Below are 16,859 nucleotides of genomic sequence, written 5' to 3' on the forward strand. Positions count from 1 at the left end.
AAGCTCCCTCGCCACAGGTTGGAGTCAGTCTCCTCTTTATCGGCGGCGCATCAGGCCGATGAAGAACAACCCGCCGATGGCGGCTGTCGCCACACCAATAGGCAAGTCTTCCGGTGCGATCAGGGTCCGGGCGGCCACATCCACCCACACCAGGAACAGGCTGCCAAGCAGCACACAAACCGGCAGCAACCGACGATGCTCTGCACCCACCAGGCGCCGGGCAATGTGCGGCACCATTAGCCCGACAAAACCAATCGAACCGCTGATGGACACCAGCACACCGGTCATCAGCGAGGCGATCAAGAAGATCCACAAGCGCACCTTCGCCGCGTTCAGGCCCAGGGTCACGGCGGTCTGTTCGCCGGCCATCAGCGCGTTCAGCGGACGGGCCATGCCCAGCAGCAACACCAGCCCCAGCACCACACTGGCCGCCGGCACCGCAAGCAGTTCCCAACGGGCTAGGCCCAGGCCGCCGAGCATCCAGAACATCACCGCCGAACTGGCGCGATGGTCACCGAGGAACAACAACAGGTTGGCCGCCGCCATCATCACGAAGGACACCGCCACGCCGCACAACAACAGGCGATCACTTTCCAGACGACCCTGGCGGGCAGCGATGGTCAGCACCAGCAGCATGCTCAGCAGCGCACCGATGAACGCCGCCAGCGGCAGGGTCAGCAGGCCGACAATCTCGCCGACATGCAGCACCACGATGACCGCCCCCAGCGTCGCGCCAGAGGTGACGCCCAGCAGGTGCGGGTCCGCCAGCGGGTTGCGCGTGACTGCTTGCAGCACTGCACCGATCAACGCCAGCCCGGCGCCCACCAGGGCACCGAGCAGCAGGCGCGGCACGCGGATCAGCCACACGATGTGTTCCTGGCCAGGCGACCAATAGGCGCTGCCGACACCGAAGGCCTTGTTCAACAGGATGTCCCAGACCACGGCCACCGGCATCCGCGCCGGCCCGAAGCCCAGGGACACCACGCACGACACCAGCAGCAGTGCACCGAGGAACATCAGCAGGGCGCCGTAGCGACGACCGTTCATTGGCCGTGAAAACCCTGCGCCAGGGTTTGCACCGCCAGCACGTTATCGATGCCTGGCGTGGCCTGGACGTAGGGGATCACGATGAAGCGCCGATGCTTGATCGCCGCCACCGATTGCAGGGCCGGGTTGTTCAGCAGGAATTGTTGCTTCTGCTCGGCGCTGACTTCGCCGTAGTCGACGATCACGATCACCTCGGGGTTGCGCTCCACTACGTTCTCCCAGTTCACCCGTGTCCAGCTGGTTTCCAGGTCATCGAGAATATTGCGTCCGCCGGCCGCGTCGATCAGCGCCTGGGGCATGCCAAGACGGCCGGAGGTCATGGCGCGGTCTTCGCCGCTGTCATACAGGAACACGCGCGGTTGCTCGGCGGGCAGGTGCTTGCGTACTTCGGCCACTTGGGCCTGCATCGTGGCGATCAGTGCGTTGGCACGATCCTGCACGTCGAAGATCTTCCCGAGGTTGCGCAGGTCGTTGTAGGTATCCTCCAGTGAGGCCGCTGGACGCTTCATCACGAACGCGCAGGATTCGCTCAGTTCGTAGACATTGATGCCCAGCGGTTGCAGGGTCTGCGGCGTCAGGTCGCCGCCCACGCGCATGCCGTAGTCCCAACCGGCGAAGAAGAAATCCACGTTGGCATCGAGCAGGGTTTCCACCGAGGGGTATTTGGCGGCCAGTTCCGGCAGGCCATCAAGGATCTTCGCCATCTCGGGCGTCACCGATTTCCAGCCACTGATGCCGCTGTAGCCGACCATGCGCGGCTTGAGGCCCAGGGCGAGCATCATCTGGGTCATGTTGATGTCATGGCTGACAGCGTGCCGAGGTGCCTCGTTGAACACCACCTGGCGGTTGCAGCTCTGGATTGTCAACGGATAGTGGGTGGCTTCGGCCAAGGCATGGGCGCTGCCCAGCAGCAGGGGCAGCAACAGCAGGGAACGCAAGGTCATGGTTGGGTTATCCAGGTGATTCGTGGGTAGCCGGACAGCGGGTGTTCATCCACCAGGGCTTCGATGCCGAACACCTCGCGCAACAGCTCGACGGTCAGGACGTCCCTGGGCGTGCCGCTGGCGACAATGCGCCCGTGTTCGATCACGTACAGGCGGTCGCAGAAGGCGGCGGCCAGGTTCAGGTCGTGAAGGCTGGCAAGGGTGCCGATGCCCAGGCCCTTGATCAGTTGCAGCAATTGCAATTGATAGTGGGGATCGAGGTGGTTGGTCGGTTCATCGAGGATCAACAACTGCGATTGCTGGGCCAGGGCCCGGGCGAGGATCACCCGTTGCTTCTCACCACCCGAGAGGGTCGCGAATGCATGGTCGCCAAAGCCTTCAAGGCCTGCCGATGCCAGGGCTTGGCGCACAAGCCGTCGATCCTCGTGATTGTCGCCGTCGAACAGGCCTTTATGCGGTGTGCGGCCCATGGCGACCACTTCTTCCACCGTCAGGCCGAAGGCGTCGGGAAACTCTTGCAGCACCACGGCGATGCGTTGGGCGCACCAGCGCGAGGACTGTTGCCAGACGTTGTGATGGGCAAGCTTTACCTCGCCCTGTTCCGGCCGGCTGAAGCGATAGGCGCAGCGCAACAGGCTGGTCTTGCCACTGCCGTTGGGGCCGATCAACCCGACAAACTCCCCGGCCGCCACCTGCAACGTCACGTCACGCAGCTGGAACTGGTGATGACAATGGCCATGGCCCAGGGGTGTCCAGGCGACGTGGGAGAGGGTTAGAGAGGTCATGCGTACACTCAATTATTGGGCCTAAACACAATTCCATTGTGGGAGCGGGCTTGCTCGCGAAGGCGTCTGCACATCCGACATTAATGTGACAGATACACCGCTTTCGCGAGCAAGCCCGCTCCCACATTTGGACGGTGTTCACAGCTCGAAAGGCGGGGGCGATTGTAGAGGTTTCGCGCCGCCTTCCGTTAACGCACTGTCTTCAGTTTGAAGATGAGGCAATCTCAGGCTGGCGATTGAGCCGGGTGACGAGCCGATCCAGCAACCACACCACCACCAGCGACGCCCCCACCATCGGAAACACCACCGCCAGGGCCAGCATGATGAACACCCCGGTCTTCCACGTCGGCAAGTCGTGACGCAGCGGCGGTACGCCGAACTTGCCTTCTGGCCGGCGCTTCCACCAGATCACCAGGCCACTCACGGCGCTGAGCAGGATCATCAGGCAAATCAGCAGCACGATGATCTGGTTCAGCGGGCCGAACATTTTGCCTTCGTGCAGCATTACCCCGGTTTCGGTGGCGCGAGCCACGACGCCGTAATGCTCCCAGCGCACATCGGCCAGGACCTTGCCGGTGTATTGGTCCACGTGCAGGGTGGCATCGTTGCGCGGGTCGTCGGCAAACACGGCGACGGTGAACACGCCGGTGGCCGTGGTCGGCAGGGTGATGCTGTAGCCGGGCGTGACCTGGCGTTCGGTGGCGATGTCCTGCACCGCTTGCAGACTGACAGTCGGGGCGGCGGGGCCTTCGTGCATGCCGCCGTGGCCCATGTGCTCGGCATGGTCGCCGGACATCGGCATCGGTGTGTTTTCCACGGCCCACGGCACGGTCTGGCGATGGGCGTTGTTGAGGCTGCCGGCCTCGACGTCGGACTTGGGCACGTCATTCCACATCGCCGCCGGGAAGCGGTTCCAGAGGTTGGCGTATTGCTTGCCCCAGAAACCGGTCCAGGTCATGCCGCTGAGCAGCATCACCAGCAGCAATGCTGCGCCCCAGAAACCGACGACCACGTGCAGGTCACGCCAGAACAGCCGACCGCGCGCGCTCCAGCGCGGCCACAGCACGCCGGCTGACGATTGCCCACGGGGCCACCACAGGTACAGCCCGGAGACCACTAGCACCACGCCCCAACCGGCGGCCATTTCCACCAGCCGGTCACCGACGGTGCCGATCAGCAGTTCGCCGTGGATGGCCCGGGCCATGGCTTGCAGGTTGTTCTTCGCATCCTGCTCGCCGAGGACATCGCCATGGTACGGGTCGATGAACACGTTCAGTTCCCGGCCTTTGTCGATCACCACGAACTGCGCGCTGCGCTCGGCATTGGCCGGTGGCAGGTACTGTTTGACCTGGCCTTGGGGGTAGGCTTGGTGGACCTGCTTGAGCAAGTCGTCCGCCGCCAGGGTGTGATGCCCGGCGGGTACATTCAGCAGGCTGCCGTACATCAGGGGATCGAGCTGTGGCTTGAACAAATAAATGATGCCGGTCAGGGACAGCATCACCATGAACGGCGCCACGAACAGCCCGGCATAGAAATGCCAGCGCCAGGCCAGGTTGTAGAAATTGGGTTTCGGTTGGCTCATCAGAAAGCGCTCCGCAGGGCAAATGTGATCGTTATGTTTTTTGCGGTTTGGGCAAAGCCTTGTTTGGACACAAAACCTGTGGCGAGGGAGCTTGCTCCCGCTCGGTTGCGTAGCGACCGCATCAAAGAAGGACTGCTGCGCAGCCCAGCGGGAGCAAGCTCCCTCGCCACAGGGTCAGGTGTCAGGCCTTGCCTGCGATGGTGTTAGAAACTCATATCCACCTTGGTCCAGAGGGTGCGCCCCGGTTCGTTGATGGCTTGCGGGTCGCTCGCCGGGTAGCCGAACCCGGCGTTACCGGCCAGGTTCAAGTGCTCGGCATAGGCTTTGCCGAACAGGTTGTCGACGCCGCTGCTGACCTTCCAGTGTTTGTTGATGCGGTAGGCACCGTTGAGTGAGAACACGCCGAAGCCCGAACTCTTGCCGTAGTCTTTGCCGACCACGTTGCCTTTGTTCTCGTCGACCCGGTGCTGCGCTGCCACCACACGCCACAGGGCGCCGGCGCTCCAGCGATCTTCGCTGTAGGTCAGGCCCAGGCGTGCGTCCAGCGGCGGCATTTGCGCCAGGGCGCTGCCGTCGCTGCTGTTCTTGCCCCAGGCGTAGGCCAGGGTGGCGTCGGCTTTCCAGCGCTCGCTCAGCTTGTAGGCCGCGCCCAGTTCGCCGCCCATGATCCGCGCATCGATGTTCTCGGCCCGGGAGGTGGTGCCCATCATGCCGGGGGTGTAGTCGAACAGGATGTAATCGCGTACCTGCCCGACATAAGCCGACGCCCAGGCTTCGAGGGTTTCGGTCTTGTACTGCAGGCCGAAGTCGAGCTGGGTGGTTTTTTCCGGCTTGATCGCGTCGAAGGCATTCAGCGAGCCGCTGGGGCCGACGTTCGCCGAGAACAGCTCCCAGTAGTCCGGGAAGCGTTGTGCGTGACCCACGCCTGCATAGAGGGTAGTGGGGCTGTCGTCCAGGTCGTGTTCGTAGCGGACAAAACCGCTGGGCAGCGTGTCGGCACGGGTGTCATCGGCGGTGGGGTTGGGGCGGGCCGACATACCGGAACCGAGGCTCTGGCGGTAATCCTTGGCCGAGGCGCGGTCGAGCCGGGCGCCGGTGATCACTCGGTTGCGATCGGCGGCGTACCAGGTCAGTTCGCCGAAGGCACCGTAATTGTGGAAGTCGGCGTCCTTGGTGTACGGCAGGTCCTTGTAGGTGTCGACGCCCATGCTGCTGCGCTGGCGATGCTCGTTGGTCTGGGCGTCCAGGCCGCTGATCAACTGCACATCGGCCCAGCGCCAGGTGGCCTTGATACGCGCACCCAGGGTGCGGCGGTCGACGTTGGAGGCCATGGGCCCGGCCATCATCCCGGTGCCGGATGGCGTGCGCAGGGTGTAGTTGTCCATCACATGGTCGGCGTAGTTGTAGTAGACCTGGGCCTCGACCTTGTCCAGCACCTCGCCGATGTTCGAGCGCTCGAAACGCAGCCCGAGGCTTTCGCGCTTGAACTGCGAGCCGTCCATGCCACGCCCGGCGTAGCGCGCTTCACCGTCACCCTTGCCGGCCGTCAATTCCAGTAGGGTATCGGCGTCCGGGGTCCAGCCGAGGGTGACGTCGCCGTTCCACTTGTCGTAGCGCGACGGCACGCTGTCGTTGTTGCCATCGCGGTAATCGTCCGAGTGGGCGGTGTTGCCGATCACTCGTACATACCCCAGCGGCCCACCGGCGGCGGCATCCACCACTTTGTCGAAACGGCCGTTGGAGCCGGCCAGCACACTGGCGTTGACCCGGGTGCCCAATTCGCCGAACTGTTCCGGCTCGCGCTCGAACAGCACGGTCCCGGCCGATGCGCCGGGGCCCCAGAGCACGGTCTGCGGGCCTTTGATGACGGTGAGTTTGTCGTAGGTTTCCGGCGATATATAGGACGTCGGCGCGTCCATCCGGCCAGGGCAAGCACCCAACAGCATGCTGCCGTTGGTGAGGATGTTCAGCCGCGAGCCGAACATGCCGCGCAACACCGGGTCGCCATTGGTGCCGCCGTTGCGCACCAGGGCGAAGCCGGGGATGGTCTTGAGGTAGTCGCCGCCGTCACTGGCCGGCACCGGTTGACGCGGGTCCTTGGGGTTGGTGACGACAGTCAGGGGGGAACTGGGGGCGATGGCGGTGATGACCGTCGGGCTCAGCTCTTCGACCTGATGGTCGTGATGGTCGTGTTCATCGGCGAGTGCGTAGGGTGTGAGCAGCAGGCCGCACAGTGCGGCGATAGTTTGGCGTAAACGAACCCGTGGTTCGTTCAGGGGGCAGCGAACCTGGGCAGAGCCCAAAGCGGTGCCAGCAGAAAACCTGGACATGATGATTCCATCGAACAGACGTAGACGACACGGTCGGGCAGCCTAGTGGCATGTGTGGCTAGTTTGTTAGCTCAAATTCGGATGCCAGAAGTTGACTAACACAACTAGCTACACATGCCACTGAGGCTGTCTTGTGCGACCGGGTTGGGTAAGTGTCGGGGGTTACGCGTCGAGGGGCGGTGCGCGGGTACGGGCACCCGGGAAAAACGCGGGCCGGGCATGGCCCAGGCGTGGGGAAGGACTGGTGTAGGTGTTGGTGTGGGGTGTGACGAAGACCGCGAACGTGTGACCGCCAGGCAGCGCGGGGCAATTGAACAGCAGGTTGCAATAGCCGCACTTTTCCCACAGTGCGTGGTGTTCGCTCTGGGGCGGGCAGTGTTCGTCGGCTGATGCCTCATGTTCGGCGTGGGCTCCCGCCGGCATGTCCATGCTCATGTCCATCGACATGCTCATGCTCACAGGCATGCGCTGATCCATCGGCATCGACTGAGAAATCAGTGGACCGATAAAGATCATCAACATGGCGAACAGGCTGATCCAACTGCCGCGTGCCAGGCTCAAGGGCTGGCGGCGGGGTATGGCGGACCTGTTGCGAGGAAGACCCATGGGCAGGTGCTATCAGTGCATGTGCATTTGGGTTTTGCTGCCGTCGGGGGCTTTTTTCTGCACCGCAACGTCGACCGTGACATCCCCCGCTTTTTCGAAATGCAGGGTCATGGTAAAGCGCTTGCCATCGCTGAGCTGGCTGCGGTCCTTCAGGCCCAACAGCATCACGTGATACGCCATCGGCGCGAAGGTGACGGTCGCACCGGGGGCGATATCCACGACGGGCACCGGTTGCATTTTCATCAGGTCGTTTTGCATCACATGCTCATGGAGCTCGGCCTTGCCAGCAATCGGCGAGTCGACGCTGAGCAGCTTGTCGGCGGTCGTGCCGCCGTTGTGAATCACGAAATACGCGGCCACGGTCGGTGCGTTGGGCGGCAACTCCTGGGACCACGGATGGGCGATCTCAAGCTCGCCCGCCTTGTATTGGTGCGCTTGGGCAAAGCCGACGGGAAGCAGCAGGGCAGCCAGCAGGATAAGTCTGTTCAACATGGGTGATTCTCCAGAACGATTCGAGGCGCAGTCTTGTGCGGAAAGAATCAGGCCAGAGGCGAGGCGCGGGGGTTGAGGCTTGGCCATTGCTGGCGTGGCGTGGGGCTGTCGAGCTTGGAATGGGCAATGCCGCGATGGTGGGGCCGAGCATCCAGATACAACTGCGGGGCATGGCCGGTGAGCGCCACCAGCGACGCGGAGCCGGCGCAGCACCAGCAATGCTGCATCGTCGAGTGAGTGTCCTTCTGCGGCGTGCCCTGCTCGAGCTTGCCCAGGGACACCGCGACCATTTTCGTGCCGCTGGACGAGCAGAAACTGCCCCACAACAGTTGCTCGGCTGGCGAATTGGCAGTCGCGCCACCGCTGTTGGAAAGCGGCATGGCAAGCATGTTGAACAGCACTGCGAAGCAGGCGATCCAGGCAAATGCAAGCCGTTGTCGGGACATGGGCGAATCCGCTCGGTTGGGCGATCAAGTGGCGGTATTTAGCCTGATCGGGGTTGAGAAGTAAAAAAGGCGCATGCGGTATAGGGTCGCAGGGTTTGCACTAACAGTAGCAACAGTTTTTGTAAGTGGATGCTTTCGTGGCGAGGGAGCTTGCTCCCGCTGGGGCGCGAAGCGGCCCTGAATATCAAGTTGCGAGGTGTGTCAGGAGAATGGCGGCGATCCTTTTTGGGGCTGCTGCGCAGCCCAGCGGGAGCAAGCTCCCTCGCCACGGAGAATGTTGTTGATCAGTCAATATTCGATTGTTCCCAATCTGCATCGTAGTCCATCTGTGTCATATCTTTTGCCCGAGCGATATCGTCAAGGGATGCTCGAATCAGTACTCCGTCCCCCGTGTCTTCTTCGAGACAAGCATCTAGATAAGCCTGCGTAGTTTTTGTGGCGAGGGGATTTATCCCCGCTGGGCTGCGAAGCAGTCCCAAAAGCCGGCACCTCGCAGCATCAGCCTAACCCCGTGCTGTCGTTCAGGGGCTGCTATGCAGCCCAACGGGGATAAATCCCCTCGCCACAGGGCGGCGGCTGTACGCAGGTTAGTCGACCGGGGAGTCCAGCATTACCGGCGCGCCCGAGGGCGCCCTGCGCACAACCACCATCAAGTGCAGGAGTGGATACCTGACTGGACGGAGCTTGTGAACCTGCTGAAACCACCGAGCGACTAAACCCGATCACTGAAGGGCAGTGACGGGAATCAAGTTACCGGCGGCCTCCAAGGCGCACAAGCCGGCGGATTCTGGCGAAGTTGTAGGCTGCGGCGCAAGACGATGTAGCCTGCTGTCGTAGTTCCTACGGGACAGGGCTGTAGGGATATGTAGGCCTTCAGCGTTGCAGCAAAAAAGACTGTCAGACCAGATGTCGCAAGCTCTGCAATACCTCATCCACGGTCCCAAACTCCCGATCCACCTCCGCCAACACCGGCCGCTGCAAAATCAACACCGGCACCCCCCGCTCCCGCGCCACCTCCAGCTTCGGCTCAGTCGCCGTGCTGCCGCTGTTCTTGCTGACCAACACATCGATCCGCCGACGCTCGAACAGCTCGCGCTCGCCTTCGATGTGGAACGGCCCGCGGGCGCCGATGACTTCGCAGCGTTCATTGCCGGGATAAATGTCCAGGGCGCGCAGGGTCCAGAATTGCTCTGGCGGAATTTCGTGCAGGTGTTGCAGTGGTTCGCGGCCGAGGGTGAACAACGGGCGGTGGAAGGGTTTCAGGGCTTGGATCAGTTCGGCCCAATCGGCCACTTCGCGCCAGTCATCCCCGATCTGGGGTTGCCAGGCCGGGCGACGCAGGGCCCAGCAGGGGATGGCGCAGGCGCGGGCGGCGCGGGCGGCGTTGTGGCTGATCTGGGCGGCGTAGGGGTGAGTGGCGTCCAGCAGCAGGTCGATGCCTTCGGCGTGGATGAAGTGCGCCAGCCCTTCGGCGCCGCCGTAGCCGCCGACGCGCACCTGGCAGGTCAGGTCGGTGGGGACGCGGCCGATGCCCGCCAGGCTGTAGATGTGTTGGGGGCCGAGGGTGCGGGCGATGGCCAGGGCTTCGGTGACGCCGCCCAGCAGGAGGATGCGTTTCATCGAAGCTCTCCGGCGTGGCCGACAATCCCGCCCTGGCGATCGATGGCGAAGACTTCGACCTGGACCTGGGCCGGCACCACGCTGCGGGCGAAGGCCAACGCGTGTGCGCACACCGCGTCGCCGAGGGCGATGCCAGCGGCGCTGGCCATTGCCAGGGCTTGCTGGCTGGTGTTGGCCGCGCGGATGCCTTGCTGCAACGCCTCATCGGCACCGATAGCGGCGGCCCACTCGGCCAGTTGTGGCAGGTCGATGCTTGAGTGACGGCTGTGCAGGTCCATGTGGCCGGCGGCGAGTTTGCTGATTTTGCCAAAGCCGCCGCACAGGCTGAGTTTTTCCACCGGGACCTTGCGCACATGCTTGAGCACGGCACCGACGAAGTCGCCCATTTCGATCAGGGCGATTTCCGGCAGGTTGTAGACCCGACGCATGGTGTCTTCGCTGGCGTTGCCGGTGCAGGCGGCGATGTGCAGATAGCCGTTGGTTTTTGCCACGTCGATACCCTGGTGGATCGAGGCAATGTAGGCCGCGCAGGAGAACGGCCGGACGATGCCGCTGGTGCCGAGGATCGACAGGCCGCCAAGAATCCCCAGGCGTGGATTCATGGTTTTCAGCGCCAGGGCTTCGCCGCCCTCGACATTGACCGTGACCTCGAAGCCGCCAGCATATCCGCTGTCTTGCGCCAGACGGGCCAGGTGATCGTTGATCATCTTGCGCGGCACCGGGTTGATCGCCGGCTCACCGACCTCCAGCACCAGGCCGGGGCGCGTCACCGTACCGACGCCACGACCAGCGACGAAACGTACACCGGGCTCGGCGATCAAGCGCACCTGGGAAAACAACAGGGCGCCGTGGGTCACGTCCGGGTCGTCGCCCGCGTCCTTGATCGTCCCGGCTTCGGCACCTTGTTCGGTCAGCCGGCAGAACTCCAGGCGCATCTGCACGTGCTTGCCCTTGGGCAGTACGATTTCCACGGCATCGGCTTCGGTGCCGCGCAGCAGGAGTCGAGCGGCCGCCAGGCTCGTGGCCGTGGCGCAACTGCCGGTGGTCAGGCCGCTGCGCAAGGGGGCGGGTTGTTCGGCGGTTTCGTCACGCATCGAGAGGCTTCGTCAGGTCCAGCAAGGTAATCGGCAAGGCCTGGCGCCAGGTGTCGAACTCCCCCAATGGCTGGGCCTGGGCGATGTGGATCCGGGTCAGTTCACCGCCGTGACGTTCGCGCCAGTGCATCAGGGTCGTTTCGCTTTGCAGAGTCACGGCGTTGGCGACGAGCCGGCCGCCGGGCTTGAGTTGAGCCCAGCAAGCCTCAAGCACTCCTTCACGGGTAACACCGCCGCCGATGAACACCGCGTCCGGCCGCTCCAGGCCTTCCAGTGCCTGTGGGGCTTTGCCGCGAATCAGCTGCAGGCCGGGCACGCCGAGGCTGTCGCGGTTACGTTCGATCAAGGCCTGGCGACCTTCGTCGGCTTCGATGGCCAGGGCCCGGCAACTAGGGTGGGTGCGCATCCATTCGATGCCGATGGAGCCGCTGCCAGCACCGACGTCCCAGAGCAGTTCGCCAGGGGTTGGCGCAAGACGGGCGAGGGTGATGGCGCGCACGTCGCGTTTGGTCAACTGGCCGTCATGTTCGAACGCGCTGTCCGGCAAACCGGCCAGACGAGACAGGCGTAACGTTGAAGGTTCGGCCCGGCATTCGATAGCGATCAGGTTCAGGTCGGCGACGGTGTCATCGGACCATTGCGCGGCGCAACCGTCGATCCGTCGTTCTGCCGCACCGCCCAAATGTTCCAGCACGGTCATGACGCTCGGGCCGAACCCCCGCTCGCGCAGCAACGTCGCCACGGCGGCAGGGCTGTGACGGTCATTGCTCAGCAGCAACAGCCTGACGCCTGTGGATAAATGAGCGCTGAGTGCCGCCAGGGGACGCGCCACCAGCGACAGCGTGACCACCTCCTGCAACGGCCAGCCCAGGCGCGCCGCCGCCAGTGAACAGGAGGATGGCGCCGGTATCACCCGCATCTGGTCGCCAGGCAGCTGTTTCGCCAGGCTCGCGCCCACGCCATAGAACATCGGATCGCCGCTGGCCAGCACACACACCGACTCGCCCTGTCGTGCCAGCAGCGGTTCCAGGGAAAACGGGCTGGGCCACAATTCCCGTTCGCCGCGGATGCACACCGGCAACAATGCCAGTTGCCGGTCGCTGCCGACAATGCGCGACGCCCGCAGCAAGGCATGGCGGGCCGTCCGGCCCAGGCCCTTGAAGCCGTCTTCGCCGATGCCCACTACGGTCAGCCAGGGTGTCATCTATGTTCCTCGAATCGATGGGGGTGATCGACAGGCGGGTTGCCGCCGCGAACCGGGCCGCCATCATACCGCGCCCCTTCACTTAAGACTTGTGTGAGTCATTGTGGCGAGGGAGCTTGCTCCCGCTGGGCTGCGCAGCAGCCCTTTTTGTGAGCGCTCGCACTGGAGTGCCAGCCCGGTCAAGCGGGAGCAAGCTTCCTCGCCACGAGCTCATCTACTTTCAGTGAACAACATTGCCTGTCGTCCGCAATCCGACCGGCAAGCTTTTCATGACCCCCGGCAAAGCAGGCATAATGGCGCTCCTTCGCCGTCGTGGCGTGCCTTGTCTACCGGTTATCCCTTGAACGAACGTCCATCAACCAACGTCATACGCCCCTCGGGTTGTCCGGGTTTGTTGCGTGTCGTCCAGGCATTGGACGGTGGAATCTGTCGGATCAAGCTCGATGGCGGCTCCATCCGGGCGGACCAGGCCGACGCCGTGGCGGCCGCGGCCGAGCGGTTCGCCGCTGGCGTGATCGAGGCGACCAACCGTGGCAACCTGCAAATCCGTGGCATCGGTCCTGAGCACGGCGCGCTGATCGAACAATTGCTGGCCGCCGGGCTTGGGCCCCGAACCCCGGCTGGCGATGACGTGCGCAACCTGATGCTCAGCCCCTCAGCCGGGATCGACAGGCAGATGTTGTTCGACACTCGTCCGTTGGCCGCGCAGATTCTCTTAACCCTGCAAACCCATGAACGCTTCCATGAACTGTCGGCCAAGTTCGCCGTGCAACTGGACGGTGGAGAAGCGTTGGCGATGCTCGAACATCACCACGACTTGTGGCTCTCGGCCCTTGTCCGTAACGGCGAGCCCTGGCTGGCCTTCGGCTTGGCCGGCACCCCGCTGGATAAACCGGCGGGCAAGGTGCCCCTGACCCAGGGGCATGCCTTGGTGGTGGCGGTGCTGGAGTTGTTCCTCGACTTGGCCCGCCCGGACCAGATCCGCATGCGCCACTTGCTGGCTGAAGTCTCTGTGGATGAGTTCATGACCCGGCTGGCCCGTCGTGTGCCCCTGCAAGCGTGCCTGGATTGGCAGCGGGATGCGTCCATCGATGGACTGCACCTCGGTGTTCATCCCCAGCACGACGACCGTGTCTACGTCGGCGCGGCGGCGCCCCTGGGGCGGCTCGATGCGGTCATGCTGCGGGGAGCGGCGCAATTGGCGCGGGAGAAGGGCGACGAAAGCCTTAGTTTCACCCCTTGGCAGAGCCTGGTGCTGCCCAATGTGCGCAGCGAGGACGCCGACCAAGTGCTGGCGCGGCTTGAAGGATTGGGCCTGTTGTGCTCGCTGGATCAACCCCTGGCGCAGCTCATCGCCTGCACCGGCTCCAGTGGCTGTGGCAAAGCCCTGGCCGACACCAAGGCCGATGCCCGCCAACTGGCCGAGCTGCTGCAACGCCAGGGCCAGACCCTGAAAGTCCATCTGTCGGGCTGCCCGCGTTCCTGCGCGGCAGCCCATGTCGCGCCTGCCACCTTGCTGGCGGTCGCTCCCGGTCGTTACGACCTGTATGTTCGCGATGCCACGCTGCCGGGTTTCGGCGCGTTGCAGGCACACAATCTAACTATTGAAGCGCTCGGCCACTGGCTCGACGCTCGCTCCCGGAGCCCCCTTGATGCTTGATTACATCCGCGACGGTCAGGAGATCTATCGCAACTCCTTCGCGATCATTCGCGCCGAGGCCAACCTGGCGCGTATCCCGGCCGACCTGGAAAAACTCGCAGTACGCGTGATCCACGCCTGCGGCATGGTCGAGGCCGTCGACGGCCTGCAGTTTTCCGAGGGCGCAGGCACGGCCGGGCGCCAGGCGCTGGCCGCCGGTGCGCCGATCCTGTGTGATGCGCGGATGGTCTCCGAAGGCGTGACCCGGGCTCGCCTGCCGGCCAACAACCCGGTGATCTGCACCCTGCGCGACGAAAGCGTGCCGGCGTTGGCCCTTGAGCTGGGCAACACCCGTTCGGCCGCCGCCCTGGAGCTGTGGCGCCCGCACCTGGAAGGCAGCGTCGTGGTCATCGGCAACGCACCGACCGCGCTGTTCTATCTGCTGGAAATGCTCGATGCCGGCGCACCGAAACCGGCATTGATCCTCGGCTTTCCGGTGGGCTTCGTCGGTGCCGCCGAGTCCAAGGCGATGCTGGCGGCCGACAGCCGTGGTGTGCCGTTCGTGATCATGCAAGGCCGTCTCGGCGGCAGCGCCATGGCCGCCGCAGCCGTCAATGCCCTCGCCACGGAGATTGAATGATGCAGCAGCCTGGACGTCTTATCGGCCTCGGCGTGGGCCCCGGTGACCCGGAACTGATTACGGTCAAGGCCCTGCGCCTGCTGCGCGAATCGCCCGTGGTGGCGTATTTCGTCGCCAAGGGCAAGAAGGGCAACGCCTTCGGCATCATCGAGGCCCATTTGCAGGACGCGCAGACATTGCTGCCATTGGTCTACCCGGTCACCACCGAGGTGCTGCCTGCGCCGCTGTCCTATGAACAGGTGATCGCCGATTTCTACGACACCGCCGCCGAGCAGTTGGCCGTGCACCTGGATGCCGGTCGCGACGTGGCGGTGATCTGTGAGGGCGACCCGTTCTTCTACGGCTCCTACATGTACCTGCACGATCGCCTGGCCGAGCGCTATGACGCCGAGGTCATTCCCGGGGTGTGCTCGATGCTCGGCGGCGCCTCGGTGCTCGGTGCGCCGTTGGTCTATCGCAACCAGAGCCTGTCGGTGCTTTCCGGCGTCTTGCCCCACGATGATCTCAAGCGTCGCCTGGCCGACGCCGACGCGGCGGTGATCATGAAGCTGGGGCGCAATTTCCCCAAGGTTCGCCAGGTGCTTCAGGAACTGGGCATGGACGGGCGAGCGCTGTACGTCGAGCGAGCGACCATGGTCAACCAGAAAATCGTGCCGTTGGATGAAGTCGAGCCGATGTCTTCGCCGTACTTCTCGTTGATCATCGTGCCGGGCGAACGGTGGCAGGGTTGATGGCCGCCAAGACGCCGGCCATCGTCATCCTCGGCCCCGGCAGCCTGGCAACCGCCCGACGGATTCAGCAGCGTTACCCCGACGCCCTGATCCATGGCCTGGCCGGACGGGTCGAGGGTGATCGGCAATACCTTGAGTTTGGCGCGACGATGCGTGAACTCTACCAACAGGACACACCGATCATTGCCTTGTGCGCGGCGGGTATTGTCATCCGTACCCTGGCGCCGCTGCTGCTGGAAAAAGGCGCCGAGCCGCCGGTGCTGGCGGTGGCCGAGGACGGCAGTGCCGTGGTGCCGCTGTTGGGCGGCCTGGGCGGGGTCAATGTCATGGCCCGCGAGATTGCGCAGACGCTGCATGTCGCGCCGGCGATCACCACCAGTGGTGAATTGCGGTTTGGTACTTGCCTGCTCAATCCGCCGAGCGGCTACAGCCTTGGCGATCTGGAGCAGGGCAAGCGTTTCGTCTCCGATCTGCTCGCTGGCGAATCGGTACGCATCGAGGGGGCCGCGCCGTGGCTGGACCCGGCGCAGTTGCCCGAGGATGAACAGGCCCGGCTGGCGATCCGCATCGACAGCGCCGCGGGCACGCCCGCGGCGGATGAGCTGCGTATTTATCCGCGCAATGTCGTCGTGGCGATCAGCTCGGGGGCGTCGCCGGCCATTGGCGAGACTCTGGGTGAAGCCGGCCTCGCCGTGCAGTCGCTGGCATGCCTGTTGGCGGCGGACAGCGACATGGCCCGGCCAGAGTTGCATGAAGCCGCATCGGCCTTGAACGTGCCGCTGCGTTTCGCGCCGGTCGCTGGTGACGTCGGCCAGTGGCTGAGCGAAACCCTCGACCAACCGGCGTCAATTCGCATATTGGGCGAGCATGCCGTCGCTGTGACCGAGCAGCCCCTCGACCCTCGACAGGTCGGCCGCCTGCGCGGGCGCCTGGCGGTGATCGGTCTTGGCCCAGGGGCGGCCGAGCTGATGGTGCCGGCGGTACGCGCCGAACTCGACCGCGCCACCGATGTGCTGGGCTACGAAACCTACGTGCGCATGGCCGGGCCGTTCCGGGCCGATCAGGTGCAGCACTGCACCGACAACCGCGAGGAAATGCAGCGCGCCCGCCATGCCTTCGAACTGGCGGCCCAGGGCCGCTCCGTGGTGGTGGTGTCATCCGGTGACCCGGGCGTGTTCGCCATGGCCGCCGCTGTGCTCGAAGCGTTGCACGAATCGACGGATGCCCAATGGCACGCCGTCGACCTGCAAATCCTTCCCGGCGTCTCGGCCTCCCTGGCCACCGCCGCCCAGGCTGGGGCGCCGCTGGGCCATGACTTTTGCGTGATGTCGCTGTCGGACAACCTCAAGCCCTGGTCGATCATCGAAAAACGCCTGGACCTGGCCGCCGAGGCGGATTTGGCCCTGGCGTTCTACAACCCGATCTCGCGCTCTCGACCCTGGCAATTGGGGCGGGCGCTGGAAATCGTCGCGCACCACCGTACGGCGCAGACGCCGGTGGTGTTGGGACGCGACATCGGACGCCCGGGCCAGACACTGCGCGTCACGACGCTGGGGCAGTTGACCCCGGATCAGGTGGACATGCGCACCATGGTGCTGATCGGTTCTTCCACGACCTGTGTCTTCCCTCGTGCCGAAGGCGGCGACTGGGTGTACACACCGCGCTGGTACGGCAGTAAACCGCTCTGATGAACTCCGGT

General features: G+C 64.3%; 15 protein-coding genes and 1 pseudogene. 4 read left to right on the top strand and 12 right to left on the bottom strand.

What is annotated here, in order from left to right; genetic code table 11:
- Nucleotides 1-36: 36 nt before the first annotated feature.
- From BM300_RS17910 to cbiE, 12 genes and pseudogenes are all read right to left on the bottom strand, one after another.
- Complete coding sequence (locus tag BM300_RS17910; RefSeq protein ID WP_092463438.1) at nt 37-1,047, bottom strand: FecCD family ABC transporter permease; 1,011 nt, start codon at nt 1,045-1,047, stop codon at nt 37-39.
- Nucleotides 1,044-1,991, bottom strand: coding sequence for an ABC transporter substrate-binding protein (locus BM300_RS17915; protein WP_092463440.1), 948 nt, complete (start codon nt 1,989-1,991; stop codon nt 1,044-1,046). Before BM300_RS17915 ends, BM300_RS17910 begins: the two co-directional genes overlap by 4 nt.
- Nucleotides 1,988-2,776, bottom strand: a complete 789-nt coding sequence (locus tag BM300_RS17920) for an ABC transporter ATP-binding protein (RefSeq protein WP_092463442.1) — start codon at nt 2,774-2,776, stop codon at nt 1,988-1,990. The genes BM300_RS17915 and BM300_RS17920 overlap by 4 nt, the downstream gene beginning before the upstream one ends.
- 202 nt (nt 2,777-2,978) lie before the next feature.
- On the bottom strand, nt 2,979-4,358 hold the full coding sequence (locus BM300_RS17925; RefSeq protein ID WP_092463444.1) for a PepSY-associated TM helix domain-containing protein: 1,380 nt from the start codon (nt 4,356-4,358) through the stop codon (nt 2,979-2,981).
- Nucleotides 4,359-4,561: 203 nt separating this feature from the next.
- The gene (locus BM300_RS17930) at nt 4,562-6,688 is read right to left on the bottom strand and encodes a TonB-dependent copper receptor (protein ID WP_092463446.1); all 2,127 of its coding nucleotides are present in this window, start codon (nt 6,686-6,688) and stop codon (nt 4,562-4,564) included.
- Between the two features lie 162 nt (nt 6,689-6,850).
- Nucleotides 6,851-7,294 carry a DUF2946 domain-containing protein gene (locus BM300_RS17935; RefSeq protein WP_256575841.1) on the bottom strand — a complete coding sequence of 148 codons (444 nt, stop codon included), beginning with the start codon at nt 7,292-7,294 and terminating at the stop codon, nt 6,851-6,853.
- 12 nt (nt 7,295-7,306) lie between these two features.
- Nucleotides 7,307-7,786, bottom strand: coding sequence for a copper chaperone PCu(A)C (locus BM300_RS17940; RefSeq protein WP_092463450.1), 480 nt, complete (start codon nt 7,784-7,786; stop codon nt 7,307-7,309).
- A 47-nt stretch (nt 7,787-7,833) separates the two neighbouring features.
- The gene (locus BM300_RS17945; RefSeq protein WP_092222488.1) at nt 7,834-8,232 is read right to left on the bottom strand and encodes a DUF2946 domain-containing protein; all 399 of its coding nucleotides are present in this window, start codon (nt 8,230-8,232) and stop codon (nt 7,834-7,836) included.
- A gap of 311 nt (nt 8,233-8,543) precedes the next feature.
- Nucleotides 8,544-8,654, bottom strand: a pseudogene (locus BM300_RS31825) (transcriptional regulator); the annotation flags it as partial.
- Between the two features lie 475 nt (nt 8,655-9,129).
- Nucleotides 9,130-9,852 carry a cobalt-precorrin-6A reductase gene (locus BM300_RS17955; RefSeq protein WP_092463452.1) on the bottom strand — a complete coding sequence of 241 codons (723 nt, stop codon included), beginning with the start codon at nt 9,850-9,852 and terminating at the stop codon, nt 9,130-9,132.
- Nucleotides 9,849-10,946, bottom strand: a complete 1,098-nt coding sequence (locus BM300_RS17960; RefSeq protein ID WP_092147048.1) for a cobalt-precorrin-5B (C(1))-methyltransferase — start codon at nt 10,944-10,946, stop codon at nt 9,849-9,851. The genes BM300_RS17955 and BM300_RS17960 overlap by 4 nt, the downstream gene beginning before the upstream one ends.
- Complete coding sequence (cbiE, locus tag BM300_RS17965) at nt 10,939-12,150, bottom strand: precorrin-6y C5,15-methyltransferase (decarboxylating) subunit CbiE (RefSeq protein ID WP_092147050.1); 1,212 nt, start codon at nt 12,148-12,150, stop codon at nt 10,939-10,941. The genes BM300_RS17960 and cbiE overlap by 8 nt, the downstream gene beginning before the upstream one ends.
- A gap of 340 nt (nt 12,151-12,490) precedes the next feature.
- On the opposite strand from cbiE, the gene cobG reads away from it, so the two are divergent.
- Genes cobG through cobJ form a run of 4 tightly spaced genes read left to right on the top strand, consistent with a single transcriptional unit; the run spans nt 12,491 to nt 16,848 of the window.
- On the top strand, nt 12,491-13,810 hold the full coding sequence (gene cobG, locus BM300_RS17970) for a precorrin-3B synthase (RefSeq protein ID WP_092463454.1): 1,320 nt from the start codon (nt 12,491-12,493) through the stop codon (nt 13,808-13,810).
- Entirely contained in the window at nt 13,803-14,429 is a 627-nt protein-coding gene (locus tag BM300_RS17975; RefSeq protein WP_092147054.1) for a precorrin-8X methylmutase, read from the top strand. Before cobG ends, BM300_RS17975 begins: the two co-directional genes overlap by 8 nt.
- Nucleotides 14,429-15,160, top strand: a complete 732-nt coding sequence (locus tag BM300_RS17980) for a precorrin-2 C(20)-methyltransferase (RefSeq protein WP_092463455.1) — start codon at nt 14,429-14,431, stop codon at nt 15,158-15,160. Before BM300_RS17975 ends, BM300_RS17980 begins: the two co-directional genes overlap by 1 nt.
- Nucleotides 15,160-16,848, top strand: a complete 1,689-nt coding sequence (gene cobJ / locus BM300_RS17985) for a precorrin-3B C(17)-methyltransferase (protein ID WP_092463457.1) — start codon at nt 15,160-15,162, stop codon at nt 16,846-16,848. The genes BM300_RS17980 and cobJ overlap by 1 nt, the downstream gene beginning before the upstream one ends.
- Nucleotides 16,849-16,859: the final 11 nt, after the last annotated feature.

Source organism: Pseudomonas sp. NFACC46-3, assembly GCF_900114515.1.
GTDB lineage: Bacteria > Pseudomonadota > Gammaproteobacteria > Pseudomonadales > Pseudomonadaceae > Aquipseudomonas > Aquipseudomonas fluorescens_Q.